Source organism: Pseudomonas sp. DTU12.1 (assembly GCF_009873475.1).
Classification (GTDB): domain Bacteria; phylum Pseudomonadota; class Gammaproteobacteria; order Pseudomonadales; family Pseudomonadaceae; genus Aquipseudomonas; species Aquipseudomonas proteolytica.
This window is the reverse complement of the sequence record NZ_CP045254.1, coordinates 1,410,929-1,437,400: the sequence shown is the minus strand read 5'-3', so window position 1 is coordinate 1,437,400 and position 26,472 is coordinate 1,410,929. Positions and strand designations below refer to the sequence as shown.

Below are 26,472 nucleotides of genomic sequence, written 5' to 3'. Positions count from 1 at the left end.
TGATCCATGGGTGCAAGACCAATAATAATCCGCGCCAAAGGCGCAATGACCATCAGGGATACCTCAATGAGCACCACCTATAACGAGGCCGCTCCCGCCGCCCCGACCAACTCGACCAGCCGCGTCGCGACCGCGAGCATCATCGGCACGGCCATCGAGTTCTACGACTTCTATATCTACGCCACGGCCGCTGCGCTGGTGATCGGCCCGGTGTTCTTCCCGCAGAGTTCCGGCACCGCGCAGATGCTGGCGGCGTTCCTGACCTTCGGTATCGCGTTTATCGCCCGGCCATTGGGCTCGGCGCTGTTCGGCCATTTCGGTGACCGCATCGGGCGCAAATCGACGCTGGTGGCCTCGTTGCTGCTGATGGGCGTGTGCACCACCTTGATCGGCTTGCTGCCGGGCTACGACACCATTGGCGCCTGGGCACCGATCCTGTTGTGTGTGCTGCGTTTCGGCCAGGGCCTGGGCCTGGGCGGGGAATGGGGCGGCGCCGCCCTGCTGGCCACCGAGAACGCACCCAAGGGCAAGCGCGCCTGGTTCGGCATGTTCCCGCAGTTGGGGCCTTCCATTGGTTTCCTGGCGGCCAATGGGCTGTTTCTGATCCTGGCGATGAACCTGGATGATGAGCAATTCCGCAGCTGGGGCTGGCGCATTCCGTTCCTGCTCAGCGCCGCGCTGGTGATGGTGGGCCTGTATGCACGCCTGAAACTGCACGAAACCCCGGTATTCGCCAACGCCGTGGCCAAGGAAAAACCGGTGAAAGTGCCGTTGGTGGAGCTGTTCAGCCAGCATTGGCTGCAGGTGCTGCTGGGCGCCGCGGCGATGGTGGTGTGTTATGCGCTGTTCTATATCACCACGGCATTTTCCCTGAGTTACGGTGTGAGCACCCTGGGCTACAGCCGCGAAACCTTCCTCGCCCTGCTGTGCTTTGCCGTGCTGTTCATGGGCGCCGCCACGCCGCTGGCGGCCCTGGCCAGTGACCGTTACGGGCGCAAGCCGGTGCTGATCGTCGGTGCGGTGCTGGCAATTCTCTCGGGCTTCACCATGGAACCGTTGCTGACCCATGGCTCGACCTGGGCGGTGGCGTTGTTCCTGTGCCTGGAACTGTTCCTGATGGGCGTGACATTTGCACCGATGGGGGCATTGTTGCCGGAATTGTTTCCGACACGCGTGCGTTATACCGGGGCTTCGGCGGCGTATAACCTGGGCGGGATCGTTGGGGCTTCGGCCGCACCGTTCTTTGCGACCAAGCTAGTGGCAATGGGTGGGCTGAGTTATGTCGGCGGGTATGTGTCGGCGGCAGCGTTGCTGAGCTTGATTGCGGTGCTGTGCCTGAAAGAGACGCGGGATAATGATTTGAACAAGGTCGCCTGATAGACCGCTATCGCGGGCAAGCCCGCTCCCACACTGGGAATGTATTCCAAATGTGGGAGCGGGCTTGCCCGCGATGCTTTTAGAGCTCTACAACCACTGCCTGCGAGGCACGGGTCGCCTTGGCCCGGGCAGCCTCGATCGACTCATCCCGCGCCAACGCCACGCCCATGCGGCGCTGGCCATTCACTTCTGGCTTGCCGAACAGACGCAGCGCGGTATCTGGCTCGCTGAGGGCTGCGCCGAGGTTGGCGAAAGCGGTTTGGGTCGACTGCCCTTCCACCAGGATCACCGACGATGCCGAAGGCCCGAACTGACGGATCAACGGAATCGGCAAGCCCAGAATCGCCCGTGCATGCAGGGCAAACTGCGACAAGTCCTGGGAGATCAAGGTCACCAGGCCAGTGTCGTGGGGGCGCGGCGAGACTTCGCTGAACCACACCTGATCGCCCTTGATGAACAGCTCGACACCAAACAGGCCACGACCACCCAGGGCCTCGGTCACGGCTTTGGCGACGCGCTCGGATTCAGCCAGGGCCGCCGGGCTCATGGCCTGGGGCTGCCAGGACTCCTGGTAGTCGCCCTTCTCCTGGCGGTGACCCACTGGCGCGCAGAAGGTGGTGCCGCCCACGTGACGCACGGTCAGCAGGGTGATTTCGTAGTCGAAATCGATAAACCCTTCGATGATCACCCGGCCCTTACCGGCGCGGCCGCCTTCTTGGGCGTAGTCCCAGGCTTTCTGCACATCATCGGCACTGCGCAACAGGCTCTGGCCCTTGCCCGACGAACTCATCACCGGCTTGACCACACATGGGAAACCCAGGTCTTCGACGGCCTTGCGGTAGTCTTCGACGGTGTCGGCAAAGTGGTACGGCGAGGTCGGCAGGTCCAGCTCTTCAGCGGCCAGGCGGCGGATGCCCTCGCGGTTCATGGTCAACAGCGCCGCGCGGGCGGTGGGGATCACGGTAAAGCCTTCGGCCTCCAGCTCCACCAGGGTGCCGGTGGCGATGGCTTCGATTTCCGGGACGATGAAATGCGGTTTTTCCGCTTCGATCACCGCACGCAGGGCCGCGCCATCGAGCATGTTGATCACATGGCTGCGATGCGCCACCTGCATGGCCGGCGCGTTGGCGTAGCGATCCACGGCAATCACTTCAACGCCCAGGCGTTGCAGCTCGATTACCACTTCCTTGCCCAGCTCACCGCAGCCACACATCAATACGCGGGTCGCGGTTGGCGACAATGGAGTTCCGATTCGGGTCATCTCAGGTCCTCAGGGGAGCGGATCAGGGGGAGAAAGGCCGGCATTTTACATGAACCGCAGGCGTTGGCCTCAGTTGGCGACACGCTGGCGACGCAAACGCCAGGCCATGGCCAGCCACACCACGGTGACCCCGGCAAATTTCGAGGCCAGGGCGGTGCCGACCACAGCGGGCGTCAACGCGCCGATCAGGCCAAAAAAGATAAAGGTATCGAGGGGAATACTCAGCGCCGAACTGATCCACAGCCGGTCATGCAACGGGCGCTTGGTGATGCTGAAAACCAGCCAGTCGATACACTCGGACACCGCGAACGCCGTGGCACTGGCCAAGGCGATAGACGGATCGGAGGTGATATAGGACAGCACCAGCGCCGCGAGCATGGCGATGATCGCCCCGTGGCCGAAGCGGGTTTGCACCATGTCACGCAGGATAAACACCAGGCCACCCCAGGCGGACCAGATGACATCCAGATGCGGGGCAGTGGAAAAGGCGAAGTTGATCAGCACAACGCTGCTGATATAGGTGATCAGGAAGAGCATGGGGCGATGGACCTGTGGGCAAGGGCCACAGGGTACTGCACAAGAAACCCTGTGGCGAGCGGGCCTGTTGTGGCCACTGAACCTATTGTGGCGAGCGGGCTTGCCCCGCGCTGGGCTGCGTAGCAGCCCTAAAGACAGGCGCTGCGGTGTACCTGAACGTGCGCGGAGGTTTTATTGGGGCTGCTGCGCAGCCCAGCGCGGGGCAAGCCCGCTCGCCACAGAGGCCCTCTCCAAGCGCCCTAGGTACTCCAGACACACCGCGCCAGCCGGCGACAGCTCATCAGCTATTTTTGTGGCCAACGGACTTGTTGTGACCACTGGACCTAATGTGGCGAGCGGGCTTGCCCCGCGCTGGGCTGCGTAGCAGCCCTAAAGACAGGCGCTGCGGTTTACCTGAACGTCCGCGGAGGTTTTATTGGGGCTGCTGCGCAGCCCAGCGCGGGCGATGCGGCGTTCCGACAAGCCCGCTCGCCACAGAGGCCCTCTCCAAGCGCCCTAGGTACTCCAGACACACCGCGCCAGCCGGCGACAGCTCATCAGCTATTTTTGTGGCCAACGGACTTGTTGTGACCACTGGACCTAATGTGGCGAGCGGGCTTGCCCCGCGCTGGGCTGCGTAGCAGCCCTAAAGACAGGCGCTGCGGTTTACCTGAACGTCCGCGGAGGTTTTATTGGGGCTGCTGCGCAGCCCAGCGCGGGCGATGCGGCGTTCCGACAAGCCCGCTCGCCACAGAGGCCCTCTCCAAGCGCCCTAGGTACTCCAGACACACCGCGCCAGCCGGCGACAGCTCATCAGCTATTTTTGTGGCCAACGGACTTGTTGTGACCACTGGACCTAATGTGGCGAGCGGGCTTGCCCCGCGCTGGGCTGCGTAGCAGCCCTAAAGACAGGCGCTGCGGTTTACCTGAACGTCCGCGGAGGTTTTATTGGGGCTGCTGCGCAGCCCAGCGCGGGGCAAGCCCGCTCGCCACAACAGGCTCGCTCGCCATTCAAAAATATCAGGCGTCGGATTTTCCGGGGATCATCCACAATATTCCACTGGCCTTCGCCCGTTCATGGCACAACCCCAGCACTACCCGGCGCTCGGCGTTGTCCATGCGACTCCAACGGGTGATTTCGTCGACATTGCGCTGGCAACCGGTGCAGATATCGTCATCATCCAGCGCACAGATACTCACGCAGGGCGAGGCAACGGGGCGTTCTACCGGGTTCATTCTGGCTGCTCGACCAGATCACGGGCATAGCGCTGCGAGTTATGCACGTAGTGCGCAGCACTGGCCTCCAGCATTCTTTTCTGCTGCTCGGTCAATTCCCGTACGACCTTGCCGGGCGAGCCCATCACCAGCGAGCCATCGGGGATTTCCTTGCCTTCGCCGATCAACGAGTTGGCGCCGATGATGCAGTGCCGGCCGATCTTGGCACCGTTGAGGATCACCGCATTGATGCCGATCAGGCTGTAGTCGCCGACGGTGCAGCCATGCAGCATGGCGTTATGCCCCACCGTCACACCAGTGCCCAGGGTCAGCGGGTAGCCCATGTCGGTGTGCATCACGCTGCCGTCCTGCACGTTGCTGTTCTTGCCGATCAGGATCAGTTCGTTATCGCCACGCAACACCGCGTTGAACCAGACGTTGGCCCCCTCTTCCAGCTTGACCTTGCCCACCAGCGTGGCATTGGGCGCCACCCAGCTGTGTGGATGGGTCTCGACGCGGGCATCGCCCAGGCGGTATTTCATGGTCTTCCCTCACGGCTTGCCATTCAAACGATGGCTTAGGTATTGATAAAGCTTTTCGGCGGTCGATGCAGGCTGATGTCGGCATCGTCATAGAGCAGGTTGATCAACTCTACGATCATGATCGCCGTCAGGCCCCAGATCTTGTATTCACCGAACCGATAGCTGGGCACGTACCAACTGCGGCCCTGGTAATCGATGCGATGGGTGTGCTCGCGCGGGTCCTGGCGGAAAAACTCCAGGGGCACGCTGAATACCGCAGCAATCTCGGCGTCGTTGGCCAGGTACTCGACATAATCGGGAATCACCCCCACATACGGGGTCACACGGATGCCGTGCAGGGAGATCAGCGGGCTCAAGGGGCCGATCACTTCCACCAGGCCCGGCGGCAGGCCGATTTCTTCTTCGGCCTCGCGCAGGGCAGTGAACACCAGGTCCGGGTCTTCCGGGTCGCGCCGCCCTCCCGGAAAGGCCACTTCGCCACCGTGGGTCGACAGCCCGCTGGCACGCAGGGTCAGGATCAGCTCGGGTTCGTCACTACGGGTAATCGGCACCAGCACGGCGGCCTCGGGGAAACGTCCGTCAGTTTCCAGCGTGCGTGGCGTGTGATTGCTTACCCGGCGAAGTAGCTCGTCCAGCATGAGTCATCTCGATCTGTTGGCTACCTTGCATCATGCACCAAAGCGTACGGGCGCCCAACCCCAAAACCCCGGCGGTGTCGCTAAACGACAACTTGCAGGCCACTGCCCTGCACGCCAAGATAGGCGCAGTCCCCAGGAACCCAAGCATGAACTTCTGCAGCCAGTGCGGTAAACCGGTCATCCAGCGCATTCCCGAAGGCGATGCACGCCTGCGTTATGTGTGTGACCACTGTCAGACCATTCACTACCAGAATCCCAATATCGTCGCCGGTACCCTGCCCGTCTGGGGCAACCAGGTGCTGCTGTGCCGACGGGCCATCGAACCGCGCCTGGGCTTCTGGACCCTGCCTGCAGGCTTTATGGAAAACGGCGAGACCGTCGAACAGGGCGCCATGCGCGAAACCCTTGAGGAAGCCTGCGCCAGGGTGCGCAACCTGAGCATCTACACGTTGATCGATGTACCGCACATCAGCCAGGTGCATATTTTCTACCGCGCCGAACTGATCGACCTGGACTTTGCCGCCGGCCCCGAGAGCCTGGAAGTCAGGCTGTTCGATGAAGCCGATATCCCTTGGTCCGAGCTGGCTTTCCGCACGGTCAGGCGTACCTTAGAATGCTTTTTCGCTGACCGTCGGCAACAGGTGTTCCCCGTGCGCAGCGAATCGGTGCCGCCTGCGACTCAACCGGCGCAATAAGCCTTTATACGGATATCGTTTCAATGCGTTGGTTGCTTGCCCTGCTCTGCCTGTCGTTCGCCAGCCTGTCGTGCGCCACCACCCTGCAAACCCTGGGCGGCAAACCCGTCGAGAAGATCCTGGTGCTCAAGTCCGCCCATCAGTTGCAACTGATCAACGACGGCAAGCCGCTCAAGACCTACCGTATTTCCCTGGGCAAGAACCCCAAGGGCCACAAGCTGATCGAAGGCGACCGCCGCACCCCGGAAGGCTTCTACTGGATCGACTGGCGCAAGACCAGCGACCGCTTCAACCTGTCCATGCACATCTCCTACCCCAATATCAGCGATGCCGCCCGCGCGCGCCGCGAAGGGGTCAAGCCCGGCAGCATGATCATGATCCACGGCACGCCAGACAGTGAGGAATACCCCGAACAGTGGTTCCACACCCTGGACTGGACCGACGGCTGCATCGGCATGCGCAATGTCGACATGCGCGAAGTGTGGAACCTGGTCAAGGACGGCACGATGATCGAGATCCGCCCGTAACCGGCACCGTTCGTAAAATAATTCAAAAAAAACCTGCCTCCCCCACAGCCCCTGCCGGTGAATACCATTTCACTGCCAGGGGCTGCGTCTTTCTGCGCGCGATAAAGACCTCTCTAATACCACTTGATACCAGGCACCTTTAAGGTGCCTGCAAACAGCCGTGTGCACGCTTTTGGCGGCATTGACATGGTATTTAAGTGGTATTAATTTCCGGCCATTACCGGGCGACAACACTCCAATAACGCATCGGAAACCCTACAGATGAATCCCATCCAGACCCTGCGTCCTGACGACCGACAATCCACGCCGCTGTACCTGCAACTGGCCCGCAACCTGGAAGCCGCGATCCATGCCGGCCAGTGGAAATCCGAGCAGGCCTTGCCCTCGGAGCGCGTGCTCAGCGAGCAGTTGAGCATTTCCCGGGTCACCGCCCGCAAAGCCCTGGAAGTGTTGTTCGCCCAAGGCCTGATCCGCCGCAGCCAAGGCTCCGGGACTTTTATTACGCCGCGCCTGGAACAACCGCTGTCGCGCCTTTCGGGGTTCAGCGAAATGCTGCGGCTCAAGGGGTTTGCCCCCAGTTCGCAATGGCTGGTGCGCGAGATCACCCCCCCGACCCATGAAGAACTGATCCGCCTGGGCCTGTCGCCCACCGACAAAGTGGCGCGGCTCAAGCGCCTGCGCAAAGCGGACGACACCGTGATGGCCATCGAGATGAGCGCCCTGCCCGCTTCGATCATTCCCAACCCCCAGGCCATCGGCAGCTCGCTCTACGAATACCTGGAAGGCATCGGCAAACCGGTGGTGCGGGCCCTGCAACACATCCAGGCAATCAACGCCTCGGACGAGTTCGCGGCCCTGGTGGGCATCGCCCCCGGCACCGCCATGCTGCTGATGACCCGGGTCGGCTACACCGCCGACAACACGCCCATCGAGATCACCGACACCTACTGCCGCAACGACTACTACGACTTTGTCGCAGAGCTGCGTCGCTATGACTTTGCCGCCGAGTTGCGGCCTTAGAGAACTGCCATGTCCGAAGACAATATCCTCACGCCCCACGGCTGGATTCGCGGCCGCCTGGTGCACCACGAAGGCAAGGTCAGCGCCGTCGAAGGCGTGCCTTGCGATCCGGCCGACAACGACCTGCCCTACTTGCTGCCGGGTTTTATCGACCTGCATGTGCACGGCGGCGGCGGCAAGGACATCATGGAAGGCCGCAGCGCCTTCGAGACCATCACTCGCACCCATGTGCGTTTCGGCACCACCTCGTTGTTGGCCACCACCATGACTGCGCCGGTCGAGGAAATCTCCCGGGTGCTCGGCGAACTCGGCCAGTTCTGCGAACAGCGCCCGGCCGGCAGCGCCCGAGTGCTGGGGGTGCATCTGGAAGGCCCCTACATCAACCCGGGCAAACTCGGCGCCCAACCGAACTTCGCCCACACAGCGCTGATGGCCGAGGTTGAGGAGTACCTGCGCCTGGCGCCGATCCGGGTGATCACCATTGCCCCGGAAATCGCCGGCCATGACGGCCTGATCCGCGCGCTCAGCCAACGCGGGGTGCGCATGCAGATCGGCCATACCCTGGGCAGCTATGAAGAAGGCGTCGCCGCCCTGGCCGCCGGCGCGACCAGCTTCACCCACTTGTACAACGCCATGAGCCCGCTGCATCACCGCGAGCCGGGCATCGTCGGCGCCGCCCTGGCCCATGCCAAATACGCAGAGTTGATCCCGGACCTGCTGCACGTGCACCCCGGCGCCATGCGCGTGGCCCTGCGCTCGATCCCCTGCCTGTACTGCGTCACCGACTCCACAGCCGCCGCCGGCATGCCCGACGGTGAATACAAGCTGGGCAGCCATACCGTGACCAAATGCCTGGGCGGCGTGCGCCTGGCCGACGGCACCCTGGCCGGCAGCACCCTGACCATGGATCAGGCGCTGCGCAACCTGGTGAAGATCGGCCTGCCGATCAACGAAGCCTCACAGCGCCTGTCGCAATTTCCTGCGGACTATCTGGGCCTGGAACAACGCGGCCGCCTGCAACCCGGCAGTTTTGCCGACTGCGTGCGCCTGGACCGCTCCCTGCACCTCACCGACGTAATGGTCGAAGGAGAAACCATTGACTTCAAAAATGCTTGAAGAGGCCCTGGCCTCCTGTGAGGCCGTCGCGGCCCAATTGCAATGCCTCGACCCGCTGCTGGCCGAAGTCGCGGGCCGCCTGCGCCGCCAGCCGCCGCAAGTGGCGATGACCGTCGCCCGTGGCAGTTCGGACCACGCCGCCAGCTACTTCGCCTACCTGACCATGCAACACGTGGGCGTGCCGGTGGCGTCGCTGCCGATGTCGGTGGTGACACTGGCGCAGGCGCCGCTGAAAGTCAGCGGTCAGGCCGCCTTCGGGTTTTCCCAGTCGGGGCAAAGCCCGGACCTGGTCAACAGCCTGCGCCTGCTGCGCAAGCGCGGGGCGTTGAGCGTATCGATGGTCAACGCCGAAGACTCGCCTTTGGAGGCCGCGTGTGAATTCCATGTGCCCCTGTGCGCCGGCCCCGAACGCAGTGTGGCCGCGACCAAGAGCTTCATCGCCACCTTGAGCGCCAGTGCCCAGTTGGTCGGCCACTGGAACCAGGAAGACGGCCTGCTCGAAGCCTGCCACGCCTTGCCTGCCGGCCTGCGCGAAGCGGCGACCCAGGACTGGAGCCTGGCCATCGACGCCCTGCGCGATTGCCAGCGCCTGATGGTTATCGGCCGTGGCGCCGGGTTTGCCATCGCCCAGGAAGCCGCGCTCAAACTCAAGGAAACCTCGGCGATCCAGGCCGAAGCCTTCAGCAGCGCCGAAGTGCGCCACGGGCCGATGGCCTTGATCGACGCCAACTACCCGTTGCTGGTGTTCGCCCCACGCGGCGCCGAACAGCCGGGCTTGCTGACCCTGGCCACGGAAATGCGCCAACGCGGCGCCCGCGTACTGCTGGCCGCACCCGACGATATCGCCGAGCGTGACCTGACCCTCAGCCGCGCCGAACACCCGGCCCTGGACCCGATCCTGGCGATCCAGAGCTTTTACGTAATGGCCGCCGGCCTGGCCCAGGCCCGGGGCATGGACCCCGACCAGCCGCGCCACCTGAGCAAAGTCACCCGCACCCACTGAAGTGATGTGCAGCGTTTTCCTGATGAGTACCGTGCCCATGACCAACAATAACAATGACCTGACCCTCAACGCGCCCCTGACCGGGCCGGTGCGGACCCTGGGCAACGTGCCAGACGAGGTGTTCGCCAGCGGCGCCATGGGCGATGGCCTGGCCATCGACCCGCTCAACGATTGCCTGTATGCGCCATGCGATGGCGTGGTGATTCACCTTGCCCGCACCGGGCATGCGCTGACCCTGCGCGCCGACAACGGTGCAGAGATCCTGTTGCACGTGGGCATCGACACCGTCGAGCTCAAGGGCGAGGGCTTTGCCCTGCTGGTCAAGGAAGGCGCCCGGGTGAGCAGCGGCCAGGCCCTGGTGCGCCTGGACCTAGACCGCATCGCCCGCCAGTGCAAAAGCCTGATCAGCCTGATCATCCTCACCAACAGCGATCAGTTCGAGCTGCGACCGTTCAGCATGCAAATGGCGACCGTGGGCCAACCGCTGATGCAGGTCTGCCCGCGCCACACCTCGGCCACCCGCATAGCGCCTGGCGCGCACACCGGCAACGCCGCCAGCGCCAGCATTCGCATCACCCACAAGGGGGGCCTGCATGCACGCCCCGCTGCGCTGGTCCGCAAGACCGCGCAAGGTTTCAGCAGCCAGTCGCACCTGCATTTCGCCGGCAAGTCTGCGCCGTGCGACAGCCTGATCGGCCTGCTGGGCCTGGGGATTGGCGAGCAGGACGAAGTGCGCGTCAGTTGCCAGGGCGAAGACAGCGAAGCCGCCTTGCAAGCCCTGCTCGCGGCGCTGTCGCTGGAGGTTCCCCACACCGCCCCGGTCCCGGCCGCCGCCCCTGCACATCGCGCCCCCACCGAAGCCGGTGTGTTGCAAGGTGTCTGCGCCGCGCCCGGCCTGGTCTGCGGACCTTTGTGGCGCATGAGCAGCATCGAGTTGCCAGCAGACCCGCGAACCCACGTCGCCGATGAGCAGTTGCAGCAACTGGACGCCGCCCTGGAGCAGGTGCGCGGGGAAATCCGCCGTACCCTGGAGCACGCCCGCCGGCGCAAGGACGTGGACGAAGAGGAGATCTTCGCCGCCCACCTGGCCCTGCTGGAAGACCCCGCCCTGCTGGAGGCCGCCACCGCTGCCATCGAGCAAGGCAGCGCCGCCACCCACGCCTGGCGCGATGCAATCCAGGCCCAATGCGCCGTGCTGCTGGGGTTGGGCAAGCCGTTGTTCGCCGAGCGCGCCAACGACCTGCGGGACTTGCAGCAACGGGTCCTGCGGGCGCTGCTGGGCGAAGCCTGGCAGTTCGAGTTGCCGGCCGGCGCCATTGTCGCCGCCCATGAATTGACCCCCTCGGACCTGCTGCAGTTGAGCGAGCAGAACGCTGCGGGCCTGTGCATGGCCGAAGGGGGCGCCACCTCCCATGTGGCGATCCTGGCCCGGGGCAAAGGCTTGCCCTGTGTGGTCGCCCTGGGCAGTGAAGTGCTCGATGTGCCCCAAGGCCAGCGTGTGGTGCTGGACGCCGCCAACGGCCGCCTGGAACTGATGCCCGATGATGCACGCCACGCCGAGGTGCACCAGATCCGCGATGCGCAAAAACTGCAGCGCCAGCAGCAACAGGCCCAGGCCCAGACAGCGGCCAGCACCCTTGATGGCGTAAGCGTTGAGGTGGCGGCCAATGTGGCCTCCAGCAGCGAGGCACAGATAGCCTACGAAAACGGCGCCGATGGCGTTGGCCTGTTGCGCACCGAATTTCTGTTTGTCGAGCGCCGCACCGCGCCCGATGAACAAGAGCAGCGCCAGGCCTACCAGGCGGTGCTGGACGCAATGGGCGACAAACCAGTGATCATTCGCACCATTGATGTGGGCGGCGACAAACAGCTCGACTATCTGCCACTGCCCGCCGAAGCCAATCCGGTGTTGGGCCTGCGCGGCATTCGCATGGCCCAGGTGCGCCCGGAACTGCTCGACCAGCAATTGCGTGCCCTGCTGCAGGTCAGCCCGCTGCAGCGCTGCCGGATCCTGTTGCCAATGGTCAGTGAAGTGGACGAGTTGCTGCACATTCGCCAGCGCCTCGACGACCTGTGCGCCGAACTGGGGTTGACCCAGCGCCCGGACCTGGGGGTGATGATCGAAGTGCCGGCCGCCGCGCTGATGGCCGAGCAACTGGCCGAGCATGCAGACTTTTTGTCGATCGGCACCAATGACCTGTCCCAGTACACCCTGGCCATGGACCGCGACCATGCCGGCCTGGCTGCCCGGGTCGATGCACTGCACCCGGCGCTGTTGCGCCTGATCGCCCAGACCTGCGCCGGCGCCGCGAAACATGGCCGTTGGGTCGGCGTGTGTGGCGCCCTGGCCTCCGACCCGCTGGCCACGCCGGTGCTGGTGGGCCTGGGCGTGCGCGAGCTGTCCGTGAGCCCGCCGCAGATTGCTGAAATCAAAGACCGTGTGCGCCACCTCGACGCCACGCAATGCCGGCAACTGAGCCAGGGCCTGCTCAACCTGAGCAGCGCCGGGGCCGTACGCCAAGCCTGTCACCAGCACTGGCCGTTGAGCTGACAACAACAAGAAAAAGGAGACTCGCCATGTACCAATTGTTCATCGAAGGCCTGCAACGCCTGGGCCGCGCATTGATGCTACCCATCGCCATCCTGCCGATTGCCGGCCTGTTGCTGCGCCTGGGTGATACCGACCTGCTGAACATCGCGGTGATGCACGACGCCGGGCAAGCGATCTTTGCCAACCTGGCCCTGATTTTCGCCATCGGTATCGCCGTCGGCTTTGCCCGGGACAACAACGGCACGGCCGGGCTGGCGGGCGCCATCGGTTACCTGGTGATGATCTCGACCCTCAAGGTGCTGGACTCGACCATTAACATGGGCATGCTGGCCGGGATCGTCAGCGGCTTGATGGCCGGCGCCCTGTACAACCGCTTCAAGGACATCAAGCTGCCGGAGTACCTGGCCTTTTTCGGCGGGCGACGCTTCGTGCCGATTGTCACCGGGTTCTCGGCAGTGGGCCTGGGCGTGGTGTTCGGCCTGATCTGGCCGCCGGTGCAGCACGCCATCAACGGCTTCGGCGTCTTGCTGATGGAAAGCGGCAGCCTGGGGGCGTTTGTGTTTGGCGTATTCAACCGCCTGCTGATCGTCACCGGCCTGCACCATATCCTCAACAATATGGCCTGGTTCGTGTTCGGCAGCTTCACCGACCCGGCCACCGGCGCGGTGGTGACGGGCGACCTGACCCGCTACTTTGCCGGCGACCCCAACGGCGGCCAGTTCATGACCGGCATGTTCCCGGTGATGCTGTTCGGCCTGCCGGCGGCGTGCCTGGCGATGTACCGCAATGCCCTGCCGGAGCGGCGCAAGATCATGGGCGGGATATTCCTGTCGATGGCCCTGACCTCGTTCCTCACCGGGGTGACCGAGCCGATCGAGTTTGCGTTCATGTTCCTCGCGCCGTTCCTGTATCTGCTGCATGCGCTGCTGACAGGCCTGTCGATGGCCGTCACCAACCTGCTGGACATTCACCTGGGCTTCACCTTTTCCGGCGGTTTCATCGACATGGTCCTGGGCTGGGGCAAATCCACCAATGGCTGGCTGGTGGTGCCCGTGGGCCTGGCGTATGCGCTGATCTACTACAGCGTGTTCAGCTACTGCATCCGCCGCTTCAACCTGAAAACACCCGGGCGCGAAGACATCCAGGTGGCCCAGGCCGAGGTCATGACGGATAACCAGCGCGCCCATGCGTACCTGCGCGCATTGGGCGGTGCCGCGAACCTGTTGAGCGTCGGCGCCTGCACCACGCGCTTGCGCCTGGACATGGTGGACCGCAACAAGGCGCTGGATGCCGAGTTGAAAGCCCTTGGCGCCATGGCGGTGGTCCGTCCCGGCAACGGCGGCAGCCTGCAGGTCGTCGTCGGGCCGCTGGCCGATAGCATTGCCGATGAAATCCGTCTGGCGATGCCCTCATCCAATCACGTGCCGGTGGCCGGCGCCGCCATGCCAGCGCCAGCGGCCTGCGCCGCTACAGTCGCCACGGCGCAGGCACAGCAATGGCTGGATGCATTGGGCGGGCAGGACAATGTGGTGCAACTGGACTGCATCGCCATGACCCGTATCCGCCTGCAACTGGCCGATGAAAAAGGCCTGTCGCAGGCGCAACTCAACAGCCTCGGCTGCCAGGGTGTCAGCCGGCTTGAAGACGGCGTGTGGCATTTGCTGGTCGGCGACCAGGCCCAGGGCTTGAGCGACGCCCTCAAGGCCCTGGCACAACGCAACCCGGTGCGCGCGGGCGCCTGACCTACCTATCTACCGCCCCGCCCGGGGCGGCCCTGCCCATGCTGACGGCTCTAACCCTCAGCATGGAGCCCGTGCCTGTGAGCACTTCCAATCCCCCCTTGAGCTTTGACGAGATCAAAGGCTCACTCAACCTGATCGGCCACCACCTGCTCGATGTCGATGGGCCGTTGCTGCCTGCGCAAACCCAGTCGGCAGACCTGGCTTATCTGGAACGCTTGAACACGCTTCTCAAACAGTACCGGCAACAGTTCCTCGACAAGAGCCGTGCGCTGTACCAGGACTTGGCCGAACGTGATCTGCAAAGCGCTGAAGGCCAGACCCTGCTGGCCACCCTCAGAACCACGCTGAACACACAACTGCAGGACATGGACCGCCGCGAGCAGATCGACGGCAAGGCACGTAAATCCTTCATGACCTTTGAGGCCGGCTACACAGCCCTGACTCACGAAGCCGCACTCGCGGGCGCCGACCGCCTGCTGCACCCGCAGGAGTTGGCGATCCTGGACCGCATACCGCTTGGCGTCACACAACGCCCAGGCCTGTATGCACTGACCTTTGAATACCAGGAGCAAACCGTCGAACTGGCCGCAGCTTTTGTGCTGACCGAACATTCAAGCCCGCAGGTGAGCGAGCTTCAATCGAGCACACCGGTCGGCCGTGTGGCGCTGTTTACCCCCTCACGCGGGATCGAGTTTTTTGCCACCCTCATCGACCTCGACACCGCGCTGTTCCAGCGCCTGGACGCCGCCGCCGAGCGCACGCACTTCATGGGCCTGCTGCCCACCGACTACCACGCGTTGACGCCACACGCCATCTGGCCGCTGGGGTTGAACCCGATCAGTGAGCGGCCGCTGTTCGAACACCTCGACAACCAACTGATCGCCAAGCGCAGCGATGACATCACCCGCGCCCTCAGCCTGGTGGACAACCCGCACAGCGACGCGCAAGCGCTGATCAACGCGCTGGAGCAGGCCATCGCAGCTGCCGTTCCCGACGTCAGCGCGCGCCTGCAATGGCGTGCCCAACTGCTGCTCGACCGCTGGCTGCGGTACAGCGCGCCGGACTGGTACCGCAGCGCCACCGCCCCCCAATGCGCTCAACTCGCCGAACATCTGCACCATTACAACCAGGCCCGGCAACATCTGGAGCAACTGTTCGGCGCCCTCGCCACGCCTTACGCGCTGGCGCGTCACCAATGGCTGGAGCGCCTGAGCGATGAGCTGGATATCCACGACCTCGAACCGCAACGCCTGCTGGTAACCACGCGGCGCTTGCTCAACCCGATCGGCGAATACAACCACGAGCGCGACCTGGTCGAGCTGGCCTTGCGCGGCCCACATCCCGACGATGACAACACCGGCTCCGACTTCCTGAAAAAAACCAGCCTCAGCTACGACGGCGCGCCACTGCCCGCCGCCTACGCCGAGCTGACACCAGGCTGGCTCGCGGAGCAACTGGGTACGCTACAACCGCGTATCGACTTCAGTACCTTGCAAAAGCAACTCCACGCGAAGACCGAACTGTGCCAGGCCATCGAGGCCATGCTTGATCACAGAATCATTGCCCTGGCCTGCACCGCGCTGCTGCAGGGGCATCTCAGCGCTGACGATGTCGAGCTGATCCAGCGCGTGCGCCAAGGCAGCGACCCGTTGCTGAGCGCCTCAACCCTGGCGTTGCACGAGGCTCAGTTGCAAGACCTGTGGGTGCTGCGCCGGCGCAACGCCAGCGGCGCCGTCGACCGCGTGTTGCTGTGTACGCCGCAAGCACCGCGCGCGCAGCAATTCCAGGCGTTCGACAGTGAAGTTGCCTGCCAGAATCACATCCTCGGCTGGACCCTGGACAATGGCGTCAAGTCACCGCCCGGCACCCTCACCGATTACCTGGTCACCCGCGTCGCCCTGCGCTTTCGCGCCAAGATGAAACAGGTGCTCAGCGGCCTGAGCTACAAGTTTCACGCCCAGGAGCACCGCGAAATCAGCTTCGGCCCCACCGTCAGCCATGCCGATTGCCTCAAGGCAATGGCCACCCATGTGTTGGCCACGCGCCTGGATGACGATGAGTTCAGCACCCCCGCCTGGTTCCGCGCGGCGCCGCTGACCACGCGGCGCACCCTGATGAAGCTGGCGGACGACACCGAAGGCGGTCTGCGTGCCTACAACGATTACCCCTTGTCCGAGGCGCAGGTACCGAGCTTCAGCACGTACCTGCATGAGCAGGCGCGCCAGCGCCTGGGCACGCTGCTTGGGCGCCCGCGCCCCGACGTCGACCCCGACAGCGTCTGGGCCTACGCACCCACGCTCGCCAAGGCTGCGCCAATCAGCTACACCCAGCTGTACCGCGATGGCTACGCCGACGGCATCGGTTTTCTCGACGAAAAATTCTCCCGCTCGGCTCGCTTCAAAGGCCCCGACGGCGTGGACCTGAGCACGTTGACTGCCGAGAAAGTCGCGCGCTCGGTCACCGGGGTCTGGATCGGCGAGCGGTATATCAATGAGATCAAGACCCGCCTGCTCAACGTCGACAGCCCGGACTACGCGCTGCGGCGCAACGCCACCCTGGCCCTGACCCAAGGGCAACTGCGCAGCGCCGCCCTTGAATGCCGCCTGCAAGGGCATATCGCCGCGCTCGACGGCGCTTGGCTGGAGCGCAGCATCGCCAGCATGGACCAGACCTCGCCGGCGATCCGCCGCGATCACGCGATCCACCGCTTGAGCATCGACGGCGAATGGGTGATCGGCTGCTACCTCTTCACCCATGCCGACGCCCCGACGCTGCTCTACACCCCCAACGCCCCGGACGGCATCAGCGTGCGTGAAGCCCGGCAGTTCAACTACCTGTTGAAAAAACTCCCCGGCATGCTCGGTTACCTGGTGCAGCGCGTCGCGGTGCAGTCCCAGGGGCGGGTGCGCACTTTCCTTGAGGACGCCCGGCGGCAGTTGCCGCAGGGGCTGGATAAAACCAGTGTCAGCCCGCCGCGCCATGACCCGATCCGCGCACAAACCCAGATCCAGGACCTGCGACGCGAGGTGTATGACCTCAAGCTGCAACGCACGATGGATGACGTGAAAGCCACCACCGTCAATCGCACCCAGATGATCAGCGGCATCGCCTGGACGTGCGTGGAATGGGTCGCCGCCATCGCCACCGCACCCTTCCCGGTGCTGAGCCTGAGCGTCGGCCTGGCGCTGGCGTTCAAGGACGGCATGCTCGCTCTGCACGCCTACCATCAAGGCGACAACGCCCAGGCCCTGGAACACTTGATCGGTTACCTGCTCAACAGCGCCGGCGGCTTGTTCACCGATCTGCGCCCGGCCCTCGGCACCCTGCAACAGTTTGCCGTGCGCCAGGCCCCCAGGCGAATCGTGCAGAGCCCTGCGCTAAGACTGATCAGCCCACTGGAACCGCCGCCGCTCAAGCCTGCGGGGATGCAATCGGTGTTGTTCCAGGGCGAATTTCTCTGGGCGCACAAAACACCGGACCCGATCGGGCGCTATCTGCTCTATCGCCTGGACCCGGTCACCGGCAAACTGGTGTCCACCACCCGCCTCGCTGCCCCGGATGACCTGGGCATTTGGCGACGCACTGGCGTGATCGGCGGCGCGCCGAAGTATGAAAAACTGCCACAGACACCCGACGCACTGAAGCGTTATGAGATGCCGGCCAAGTACGCAGACAAGCTGGAGCACGTGCTCAACCCCAACCTCAAGGCGCAACTGCACCAACAGGGCGACTGGGTGTACGAAAACCCCCACATCACCTTGGCCGCAGCGGCCCGGGACCTGCGACCGCTGCGTGAGGTGTACCAGCAACAGGTCAGCCAACTGACCCGCGATGCCGAGGACTTCTTCCGCCAGCAGCCACCCGTGGCGCCCCGTGCGCAGGTGCCGGCCGTCGCGTTGGAGAACTCGCTGGCCGCACTCACCGACAACGCTGCGTTTACCCGCGCACCGAACCTGATCATCGGCGCCATCCCCGATAGCGGCGTCGGCCAACAGGTGCTGATCGACAACCTCGAGGCGCTGTTCGACAAAGGCTTCAAGCGTCTGTACATCGAATACCTGCCCGGTGATGTATTCCGCCCGAAACTGGACAAGCTCAACAGCGGCCAATCCTGGAAGCACATCGAGCGGCATCTGATGCTTGTGGACAAGGACCTCGGGTTTGCCGACAACGCCGAATTTTCCTACCTGGCGCTGGTGCGCAAGGCTTCAGCCAAAGGCATCAAGATCAAAGCGCTGGACGCCTCGACCTGCTACGACCTGGATGACGCCCTCCACCTCGGCGACACCCCGCCCACCACCACGCGCGGCACCGCCTTGCGCAACTTCTACTCGCACAAAGTCCTGCTGGCCGACAGCGAAGCCGTGCCCGATGAACGCTGGATCGCCCTGATGGACCCGGCACGCATGACCACAACCGATCAGGCGCCGGGCCTGGCCGACCTGCACAAAGCAATTGCCGTACGCGTGGAGGATGTCGGCGCTGATCAGGCCGTGGGTTTGCGCATTGATGCGGGCGACACCACAGCCGATTACACCCTGGCCGTGCGTGCGCCTGAACGCCCCGTAATATCGCCAGGCCCGTCGATGGCTGAGGCAACGGTCACGCATTTCAGCGACTACGATCTGGCTGCCGACCTGCGCGAAAGCATCCTGGCCCAGTCCAACCAATATCGCGGGCTGGACACCCGTTACCTGCCGGGGCCCGCGCATCGCAAGGCGTTTTCGGCCTTCAAAAGCACACGAGACCGTCTGACCCTGGATGCCCAGCAGTATTTCAGCCAGCACACCCTGCCGGCCCGCCCGGAATTGTCGCGGCTCCACGGCCAAACGCTGCCGGAGCCGTTTTTGCGTGCGGTGAGTGAAAGCCAACTGGCGGGGCTGGTCATCGGCGAGGCGCACAGCGCGCAGGCGAGCAAAGCGTTCCTGATCAAACACATGAAGCAACTCAAGGCGCTGAAGTTCGACACGCTGTACGTCGAACATTTACTCACCGACTTGCACCAAGCGGAGTTGGATGCCTTGCGCCAGTCAAAACGCCTGTCGCCCGCGCTCAAGGACTACCTCAAACGCCAGAACGCCGGGCATATGCCGCTCTACAGCGGCGCCAACAGCTATTTAGAAGTGATCCAGCAAGCCAACAAACACGGGCTGCGCGTGCGAGCGCTCGATTGCACCGCCAGTTATTACGTCAAGGGCGCCAACCCCGAAGCGCGCAACCAGATGTTCAGCTACTTCGCCTCCCGGGTGATCGACGCCGACCAGGCGGCACACGGCGCGCACAAATGGGTGGCGTTCATCGGCAGCGCCCACACCAACACCCACCTGCAAGTGCCTGGCCTGGCCGAGCTGCAAGGCGCCGCCAGCCTGCACATCCGCGACGCAGCGCCCAGCCGCTCACTCCCCATCCAGCCCGGCCGCTGGGATACGAACCTGGAAACCCGCTGGACCGCCCTGCGCAGCGACTTCACCTTGCAGGTCGGCATCGCCGACATCCGCGAACCGACGGCCTTCGTACCGCTGGACCGCACGCGGCTGAAAGTGTCCGGGCACTTTCTGGTCGAACGCCCGTCCACGGCAGAAACCAACCTGCTGCATAAATCCAGAACCGGGGAAATCGTCTCGACCCCGATCCAGGTGGACGATCAGGGCATGTTCTTCATCGATCGCTGGGGCATGACCGAGCAGCGCTTTGTCTACCAGACCACCTTGATCGACGCCATTCGTGCCGAGGTAAAACTCACGCCCGCGCCATAAGCCGGGCAAAAATCCGCCTTCCCGGTAGGGAGGGCGGGTTGTTTGGACGGGCGCTATCGCAGCATAGCTATCCACACAACTTCCAATAACTAACAACCTTCCCCGTGGCGAGCGGGCTTGCCTGCGCTGGGCTGCGAAGCAGCCCCAAAACCAGCCGCTACGGTGTATCTGATACACCGCATTTGGCTTACTGGGGCTGCTTCGCAGCCCAACGCGGGGCAAGCCCGCTCGCCACAGAAGCCCTATCTGCTTGGGTTTATGCGTTGCGGCAAAATTGTGTAGGTATCGATGGCTATCACAGGCAACAAAAAACCCGCTGACCAAACTGGCCCAGCGGGTTTCTTGTTTATGCAGCCTGCGAATCAGAAATCCGCCAACTGCCACACCTCATACGCCGGTGTCTCGTAGGGGTGGCTGAGCTTCAACGCAGCCACAACCGCCACGATCAGCTCATCAGCCACCACCAGCTCAACCTTCCACTCCTCAACCACTTCAACCTGGCCGACCTGCCCGATAAACGGCTGGCTGCCATCCAACGCGCGGAATTGGCCCTGGCCCAGCACTTGCCAGGCGCAGCTGTCGTAGTTGCCGATGCGCCCGCCACCTGCGGCGAAGAGGGCGGTTTTCACCGCCTCCACATGGCTGTCGGGCACAAAGAAGCTGAGCTTGTACATGGCCTTAGTTCACCCACACACGAGCGTTACGGAACATGCGCATCCACGCACCGTCTTCGTTCCACTCTTCAGGGCGCCACGAGTTCTGCACGGCGCGGAACACACGCTCCGGGTGCGGCATCATGATGGTGACGCGACCGTCGCGGCTGGTAAGGCCGGTGATCCCGCGCGGCGAGCCGTTCGGGTTGGCCGGGTAGCTTTCAGTGACCTTGCCGTGGTTGTCGACAAAACGCAGGGCCACGGTGCCGGACAGATCGGCTTCCAACAGGGCTTCTTCGCTTTCGAACTCGGCATGGCCTTCACCGTGGGCGATGGCGATCGGCATGCGCGAACCGGCCATGCCCTGCAGGAAGATCGAGTTGGACTCCTGCACCTGCACCATGGCCACGCGGGCTTCGAACTGCTCGGAACGGTTGCGCACAAAGTGCGGCCAGAACTCGCTGCCCGGGATCAGTTCGCTGAGGTTGGACATCATCTGGCAACCGTTGCACACACCCAGGGTGAAGCTGTCGTTACGCTCGAAGAACCCCTGGAACGCATCGCGGGCACGGCTGTTGAACAGGGCCGACTTGGCCCAGCCTTCACCGGCACCCAGCACGTCGCCGTAGGAGAAACCACCGCAGGCCACCAGGCCTTTGAACTCATTGAGGTCAACGCGACCGGCGAGAATGTCGCTCATGTGCACGTCGATCGCATTGAAGCCGGCACGGTCGAACGCCGCCGCCATTTCCACCTGGCCATTGACGCCCTGCTCACGCAGTACGGCAACTTGAGGGCGAATGCCTTTCTTGATGTAAGGCGCGGCAATGTCCTGGTTGACGTCGAAGCTGAGCTTGGCGCTCAGGCCCGGGTTGTCTTCTTCCAGGATCACCTCGAATTCCTGCTCGGCGCAGTCGACGTTGTCACGCAGGCGCTGGATCTGGTAGCTGGTCTCGGCCCACTGGCGTTGCAGCAGGCGGCGCTGGCCGGCGAACACGGTGTCACCGTTGAACGAGATATTGATCTCACCGTTGTTGATCGGCTGGCCGATCACGGCCACGCAATCGTCCAGGCCAGCGGCGCTGAATTGTGCGAGTACATCCGGGGTGGCGTCCTGGCGCACCTGGATCACCGCGCCCAACTCTTCGTTGAACAGGATGCCGTTGATCTCGGCAGCATCCTCGGCAACGCTGTCGAGCACGATGTTCAGGCCGCAGTGACCGGCGAACGCCATCTCTACAACGCTGGTCAGCAAGCCGCCGTCGGAACGGTCGTGGTAAGCCAGCAGGTGGCCGTCGGCATTCAGGCCCTGGATCACGGCGAAGAAGGCTTTGAGGTCTTCCGCATCATCCACGTCCGGCGCGTGTTTGCCGAGTTTGCCGTGGGTCTGCGCCAGGATCGAGGCGCCCATGCGGTTCTGGCCACGGCCCAGGTCGATCAGGATCAGATCGGTGGTGCCCTTGTCCATGCGCAGTTGCGGGGTCAGGGTCTGGCGGATATCGGTGACCGGGGCGAAGCCGGTAACGATCAACGACAGCGGCGAAGTGACGCTCTTGTCGCTGCCATCTTCGTTCCAGCGGGTGGCCATGGACATGGAGTCCTTGCCCACCGGGATGGTGATGCCCAACTCGGGGCACAGCTCCATGCCGACCGCTTTTACGGTGTCGTACAGGCGCGCATCTTCGCCCGGATGACCGGCGGCCGACATCCAGTTGGCCGACAGTTTGATGTCGGACAGCTTGCCAATACGGGAAGCCGCGATGTTGGTGAGGGTTTCACCAATGGCCATGCGGCCCGACGCCGGGGCGTCCAGCAGGGCCAGCGGCGTGCGCTCGCCCATGGCCATGGCTTCACCGGTATACACGTCGAAGCTGGTGGCAGTGACGGCAACGTCAGCCACTGGAACCTGCCATGGGCCGACCATTTGGTCACGGGCAACCAGGCCGGTGATGGTGCGGTCGCCGATGGTGATCAGGAAGCTTTTGCTCGCCACGGCCGGGTGGTGCAGCACGCGTTCGATGCTGTCGGCCAGTTCCAGTGTGCTTGGGTCGAAATCATCGCCCAACTCGGCTTCACGTACCGCCGAGCGGTGCATGCGTGGGGCTTTGCCCAGCAGCACTTCGAGGGGCATGTCTACCGGGCTGTTGCCGAAGTGGCTGTCGGTGACCGTCAGTTGCGGCTCGGCAGTGGCTTCGCCGACCACCGCAAACGGGCAGCGCTCGCGCTCGCAGATGGCCTGGAAGCGTTCGAAGTCCGCCGGGCCAACGGCCAGTACATAACGTTCCTGGGATTCGTTGCTCCAGATTTCGTGCGGGGCCATGCCCGGCTCGTCATTTGGAATGTTGCGCAGTTCGAAACGGCCACCACGGTCGCCATCGTTGACCAGCTCAGGGAAGGCGTTGGACAAACCACCGGCGCCGACGTCGTGGATAAAGCTGATGGGGTTCTTGTCACCCAACTGCCAGCAACGATCGATGACTTCCTGGCAGCGACGCTCCATCTCGGGGTTTTCGCGCTGTACGGAAGCAAAATCCAGGTCTGCCGAGCTGGTGCCGGTGGCCATCGAGGAAGCGGCACCGCCGCCCAGGCCGATCAGCATCGCCGGGCCGCCAAGCACGATCAGCTTGGAGCCGACCAGGATCTCGCCCTTCTGCACGTGGTCTTCACGGATGTTGCCCATGCCGCCGGCCAACATGATCGGCTTGTGGTAACCGCGCACTTCATCGCCACGGGGGGTGGTGATGGATTGTTCGAAGGTACGGAAGTAACCGGTCAGCGCCGGGCGCCCGAATTCGTTGTTGAACGCGGCGCCGCCCAGCGGGCCTTCGATCATGATGTCCAGCGCAGTAACGATGCGCTCAGGCTTGCCGTACGGCACTTCCCATGGCTGTTCGAAGCCTGGGATCTGCAGGTTGGACACGGTGAACCCGGTCAGGCCGGCCTTGGGCTTGGCGCCACGGCCGGTTGCACCTTCGTCGCGGATCTCGCCACCCGAGCCGGTGGCTGCGCCCGGGAACGGGGCAATTGCGGTCGGGTGGTTGTGGGTCTCGACCTTCATCAGGATATGCACCGGCTCCTGCACCGCGCCGTACTGGCGGGTTTCAGGGTCCGGGAAGAAACGGCCGGCAACGCTACCGACGATCACCGAGGCGTTGTCTTTATAAGCCGACAGAACGCCTTCGCTGTGCATCACGTAGGTGTTCTTGATCATGCCGAACAGGCTTTTTTCCTGGCTCTGGCCGTCGATGTCCCAACTGGCGTTGAAGATCTTGTGCCGGCAGTGCTCGGAGTTGGCCTGGGCGAACATCATCAGTTCGATGTCGTGGGGGTTGCGTTGCAAACCGTTGAAGGCGTTGACCAGGTAGTCAATTTCGTCTTCAGCCAGGGCCAGGCCCAGCTCGGTGTTGGCCTTCTCGAGGGCGGCGCGGCCACCGCCGAGCACGTCAATCGCAGTAAGCGGCTTGGGCTCGGCGTGGCTGAACAGGCCGGCGGCCTGTTCCAGCTGGCTGACGATGATCTGGGTCATGCGGTCGTGCAGGCTGCTGGCGATCAGCTCGGCTTCGGCATCGCTGAACTGGCCAGCCACGTAGAAGGCGATCCCGCGTTCCAGGCGCTGGATTTTTTCCAGGCCGCAGTTGCGGGCGATATCGCTGGCCTTGCTCGACCAGGGCGAGATGGTGCCGAACCGCGGCAGAACCAGGAACAAGCGGCCGGTCGGCTCTTGAACGGGAACGCTGGGGCCGTACTTCAGAAGGCGTGCCAGCACTTGCTGTTCGTCGGCGGTCAAAACGCCGTTAACGTCGGCGAAGTGAGCAAATTCAGCATACAAGCCAGTGACAGCTGGAACCTTCTGGCTCAGTTGCTCAAGGAGTTTGCTGTGGCGAAAGGCAGAAAGGGCAGGAGCGCCGCGCAGGATCAACATCTTCGGGACAGCCTCGGGAAGGGGGTGTGCTTTGAGGCCGTGCATTCTAGCGTAAACCTGCGCCAACGGCACCCGAAACGGCACTGCTGGCCGCTGCCGAACGTCAGTTGGCCTCGATTGCACGGTATCGAGGGGTTTTCCGGGGCTGCTGGTGCAGTTATTTTCACCGTCACAATCATGCGCCAGGCCACGTTTCTGCGGGCTGCAGCACAGTTTTGCGGGTGCTAGCAGACAACGCCCATGCTGTCGAGATATGGCGCCGTGGGCCGTTTGCGTATACTGCGCAGATGTTCTCCCCAACTGCTTTGCGCCCGCGATGTGCCAAATGGCTCCTCGCCACCGGACTCTTCCTGATGCTCAGCGCCTGTGTTGATAAGCCCAGCACGCTCGAGCGAATCAAGGAGGATGGCGTATTGCGGGTGGTTACCCGAAACAGCCCGGCCACCTATTTCCAGGACCGCAACGGCGAAACCGGTTTCGAATACGAACTGGTCAAGCGCTTTGCCGACGACCTGGGGGTGAAGCTTGAAATCGAGACGGCCGACAATCTCGACGACCTGTTCGGCCAGTTGGGCAAGCCCAACGGCCCGGTCTTGGCCGCCGCCGGTCTGGTCAGCAGCGAACAGCGCAAGCAACAGGTGCGCTTTTCCCATGCATACCTGGAAGTGACCCCGCAGATCATCTACCGCAACGGCCAGTCCCGCCCCACCAACGCGGCCGACCTGGTGGGCAAGAAGATCATGGTGCTCAAGGGCAGCACCCACGCCGAGCAACTGGCCGAGCTGAAAAAGCAGAACCCTGCGATTGAATACGAAGAGTCCGACGCCGTTGAAGTGGTCGACCTGCTGCGCATGGTCGACGAAGGGCAGATCGACCTGACCCTGGTCGACTCCAATGAAGTGGCGATGAACCAGGTGTACTTCCCCAACGTACGGGTGGCCTTTGACCTGGGCGATGCCAGCAACCAGAGCTGGGCGGTGGCTGCAGGTGAAGACAACAGCCTGCTCAACGAGGTCAACAGCTACCTCGACAAGGTCGAGAAGAACGGCACCTTGCAGCGCCTCAAGGATCGTTACTACGGGCATGTCGATGTGCTGGGCTATGTGGGCGCCTACACCTTTGCCCAGCATTTGCAGCAGCGCCTGCCCAAGTACGAAAAGTTCTTCAAGACGTCGGCCAAGGAAGAAAAGGTCGATTGGCGGCTATTGGCAGCCATTGGCTATCAGGAATCGCTGTGGCAACCGGCTGTCACCTCCAAGACCGGCGTGCGCGGCCTGATGATGCTGACCCAGAACACCGCCCAGGCGATGGGCGTGTCCAACCGCCTCGACGCCCGGCAAAGCATCAAGGGCGGGGCCAAGTACCTGGCGATGATCAAGAGCGAACTGGACGACAAGATCCTTGAACCTGATCGCACCTGGTTTGCGCTGGCGGCCTACAACGTAGGCGGCGGCCACCTCGATGACGCACGCAAACTGGCGCAAAAAGAAGGCCTGAACCCGAACAAATGGCTGGACGTGAAGAAAATGCTGCCGCGCCTGTCGCAGAAGCAGTGGTACAGCAAGACCCGCTACGGCTACGCCCGTGGCGGCGAGCCAGTACATTTCGTGGCCAACATCCGTCGTTACTACGACATCCTGACCTGGGTGACCCAGCCGCAGCTGGAAGGCAACCAGATGGTGGAAGGCAACCTGCACGTCCCGGGCGTGGACAAAACCAAGCCCCCGCAAGACAGCCCAGCACTCTAGACCACGGGCTTGCTGTGGCTCAGGTTGTGGCGAGCGGCATGTACCGAAGCTCTGGTACCACACCCCAACACCCTGAAGACCACCGGCTTACTGTGAAAACCACTCTTACTGTGGCGAGCGGGCTTGCCCCGCGCTGGGCTGCGAAGCAGCCCCAATAAGGCCCACTGAATTTCTGCCTGAAAAACCCCGA

The 26,472-nt window shown here is 63.5% G+C and carries 17 protein-coding genes; 10 read left to right on the top strand and 7 right to left on the bottom strand.

What is annotated here, in order from left to right:
- Window positions 1-66: 66 nt before the first annotated feature.
- Entirely contained in the window at window positions 67-1,377 is a 1,311-nt protein-coding gene (locus GDV60_RS06305; RefSeq protein ID WP_029296174.1) for an MFS transporter, read from the top strand.
- Window positions 1,378-1,456: 79 nt separating this feature from the next.
- Here GDV60_RS06305 and purT read toward each other — a convergent pair whose 3' ends face one another.
- The 5 genes from purT to GDV60_RS06280 form a co-directional block, all read right to left on the bottom strand.
- On the bottom strand, window positions 1,457-2,638 hold the full coding sequence (purT, locus tag GDV60_RS06300; protein WP_029296172.1) for a formate-dependent phosphoribosylglycinamide formyltransferase: 1,182 nt from the start codon (window positions 2,636-2,638) through the stop codon (window positions 1,457-1,459).
- Between the two features lie 69 nt (window positions 2,639-2,707).
- On the bottom strand, window positions 2,708-3,175 hold the full coding sequence (locus tag GDV60_RS06295) for a VUT family protein (RefSeq protein ID WP_159906641.1): 468 nt from the start codon (window positions 3,173-3,175) through the stop codon (window positions 2,708-2,710).
- Between the two features lie 999 nt (window positions 3,176-4,174).
- Entirely contained in the window at window positions 4,175-4,390 is a 216-nt protein-coding gene (locus GDV60_RS06290; protein WP_071610014.1) for a DUF1289 domain-containing protein, read from the bottom strand.
- Entirely contained in the window at window positions 4,387-4,911 is a 525-nt protein-coding gene (locus tag GDV60_RS06285; RefSeq protein ID WP_070994759.1) for a gamma carbonic anhydrase family protein, read from the bottom strand. Before GDV60_RS06285 ends, GDV60_RS06290 begins: the two co-directional genes overlap by 4 nt.
- Before the next feature lie 35 nt (window positions 4,912-4,946).
- A complete protein-coding gene (locus GDV60_RS06280; protein WP_029296164.1) occupies window positions 4,947-5,549 on the bottom strand; it encodes a CoA pyrophosphatase in 603 nt (200 codons plus the stop codon).
- A 146-nt stretch (window positions 5,550-5,695) separates the two neighbouring features.
- Here GDV60_RS06280 and GDV60_RS06275 point away from each other — a divergent pair, with 146 nt between their 5' ends.
- From GDV60_RS06275 to GDV60_RS06240, 8 genes are all read left to right on the top strand, one after another.
- Window positions 5,696-6,244, top strand: coding sequence for an NUDIX hydrolase (locus tag GDV60_RS06275; RefSeq protein WP_070994758.1), 549 nt, complete (start codon window positions 5,696-5,698; stop codon window positions 6,242-6,244).
- Window positions 6,245-6,267: 23 nt separating this feature from the next.
- Window positions 6,268-6,771: a murein L,D-transpeptidase family protein gene (locus GDV60_RS06270; protein ID WP_029296160.1), complete on the top strand. Its 504-nt coding sequence runs from the start codon at window positions 6,268-6,270 to the stop codon at window positions 6,769-6,771.
- A 261-nt stretch (window positions 6,772-7,032) separates the two neighbouring features.
- Window positions 7,033-7,791: a GntR family transcriptional regulator gene (locus GDV60_RS06265; protein ID WP_029296156.1), complete on the top strand. Its 759-nt coding sequence runs from the start codon at window positions 7,033-7,035 to the stop codon at window positions 7,789-7,791.
- A 9-nt stretch (window positions 7,792-7,800) separates the two neighbouring features.
- Window positions 7,801-8,907, top strand: coding sequence for an N-acetylglucosamine-6-phosphate deacetylase (gene nagA / locus GDV60_RS06260; RefSeq protein ID WP_104911691.1), 1,107 nt, complete (start codon window positions 7,801-7,803; stop codon window positions 8,905-8,907).
- Entirely contained in the window at window positions 8,888-9,910 is a 1,023-nt protein-coding gene (locus GDV60_RS06255; RefSeq protein ID WP_029296152.1) for an SIS domain-containing protein, read from the top strand. The genes nagA and GDV60_RS06255 overlap by 20 nt, the downstream gene beginning before the upstream one ends.
- A 37-nt stretch (window positions 9,911-9,947) precedes the next feature.
- A complete protein-coding gene (gene ptsP, locus GDV60_RS06250; RefSeq protein ID WP_159906639.1) occupies window positions 9,948-12,461 on the top strand; it encodes a phosphoenolpyruvate--protein phosphotransferase in 2,514 nt (837 codons plus the stop codon).
- Window positions 12,462-12,487: 26 nt separating this feature from the next.
- Window positions 12,488-14,203 carry an N-acetylglucosamine-specific PTS transporter subunit IIBC gene (gene nagE, locus GDV60_RS06245; protein ID WP_159906637.1) on the top strand — a complete coding sequence of 572 codons (1,716 nt, stop codon included), beginning with the start codon at window positions 12,488-12,490 and terminating at the stop codon, window positions 14,201-14,203.
- 77 nt (window positions 14,204-14,280) lie between these two features.
- Window positions 14,281-19,959, top strand: a complete 5,679-nt coding sequence (locus GDV60_RS06240) for a membrane-targeted effector domain-containing toxin (RefSeq protein WP_159906635.1) — start codon at window positions 14,281-14,283, stop codon at window positions 19,957-19,959.
- 362 nt (window positions 19,960-20,321) lie between these two features.
- Here GDV60_RS06240 and GDV60_RS06235 read toward each other — a convergent pair whose 3' ends face one another.
- Both GDV60_RS06235 and purL read right to left on the bottom strand, forming a co-directional pair.
- The gene (locus GDV60_RS06235; RefSeq protein ID WP_092233865.1) at window positions 20,322-20,633 is read right to left on the bottom strand and encodes an NGG1p interacting factor NIF3; all 312 of its coding nucleotides are present in this window, start codon (window positions 20,631-20,633) and stop codon (window positions 20,322-20,324) included.
- Window positions 20,634-20,637: 4 nt separating this feature from the next.
- A complete protein-coding gene (gene purL / locus GDV60_RS06230; protein ID WP_133715846.1) occupies window positions 20,638-24,534 on the bottom strand; it encodes a phosphoribosylformylglycinamidine synthase in 3,897 nt (1,298 codons plus the stop codon).
- A 287-nt stretch (window positions 24,535-24,821) separates the two neighbouring features.
- On the opposite strand from purL, the gene mltF reads away from it, so the two are divergent.
- Complete coding sequence (gene mltF, locus GDV60_RS06225; protein ID WP_159906633.1) at window positions 24,822-26,282, top strand: membrane-bound lytic murein transglycosylase MltF; 1,461 nt, start codon at window positions 24,822-24,824, stop codon at window positions 26,280-26,282.
- The last annotated feature ends 190 nt before the right edge of the window (window positions 26,283-26,472 follow it).

Bases quoted from the DNA above. Each gene is read 5' to 3' on its own strand.
- GDV60_RS06235 (WP_092233865.1), bottom strand. From the start codon at position 20,633: ATGTACAAGCTCAGCTTCTTTGTGCCCGACAGCCATGTGGAGGCGGTG.
- mltF (WP_159906633.1), top strand. From the start codon at position 24,822: ATGTTCTCCCCAACTGCTTTGCGCCCGCGATGTGCCAAATGGCTCCTC.
- GDV60_RS06285 (WP_070994759.1), bottom strand. From the start codon at position 4,911: ATGAAATACCGCCTGGGCGATGCCCGCGTCGAGACCCATCCACACAGC.
- GDV60_RS06305 (WP_029296174.1), top strand. From the start codon at position 67: ATGAGCACCACCTATAACGAGGCCGCTCCCGCCGCCCCGACCAACTCG.
- GDV60_RS06290 (WP_071610014.1), bottom strand. From the start codon at position 4,390: ATGAACCCGGTAGAACGCCCCGTTGCCTCGCCCTGCGTGAGTATCTGT.
- purL (WP_133715846.1), bottom strand. From the start codon at position 24,534: ATGTTGATCCTGCGCGGCGCTCCTGCCCTTTCTGCCTTTCGCCACAGC.
- GDV60_RS06295 (WP_159906641.1), bottom strand. From the start codon at position 3,175: ATGCTCTTCCTGATCACCTATATCAGCAGCGTTGTGCTGATCAACTTC.
- GDV60_RS06270 (WP_029296160.1), top strand. From the start codon at position 6,268: ATGCGTTGGTTGCTTGCCCTGCTCTGCCTGTCGTTCGCCAGCCTGTCG.
- nagE (WP_159906637.1), top strand. From the start codon at position 12,488: ATGTACCAATTGTTCATCGAAGGCCTGCAACGCCTGGGCCGCGCATTG.
- GDV60_RS06280 (WP_029296164.1), bottom strand. From the start codon at position 5,549: ATGCTGGACGAGCTACTTCGCCGGGTAAGCAATCACACGCCACGCACG.
- ptsP (WP_159906639.1), top strand. From the start codon at position 9,948: ATGACCAACAATAACAATGACCTGACCCTCAACGCGCCCCTGACCGGG.
- GDV60_RS06275 (WP_070994758.1), top strand. From the start codon at position 5,696: ATGAACTTCTGCAGCCAGTGCGGTAAACCGGTCATCCAGCGCATTCCC.
- nagA (WP_104911691.1), top strand. From the start codon at position 7,801: ATGTCCGAAGACAATATCCTCACGCCCCACGGCTGGATTCGCGGCCGC.
- purT (WP_029296172.1), bottom strand. From the start codon at position 2,638: ATGACCCGAATCGGAACTCCATTGTCGCCAACCGCGACCCGCGTATTG.
- GDV60_RS06265 (WP_029296156.1), top strand. From the start codon at position 7,033: ATGAATCCCATCCAGACCCTGCGTCCTGACGACCGACAATCCACGCCG.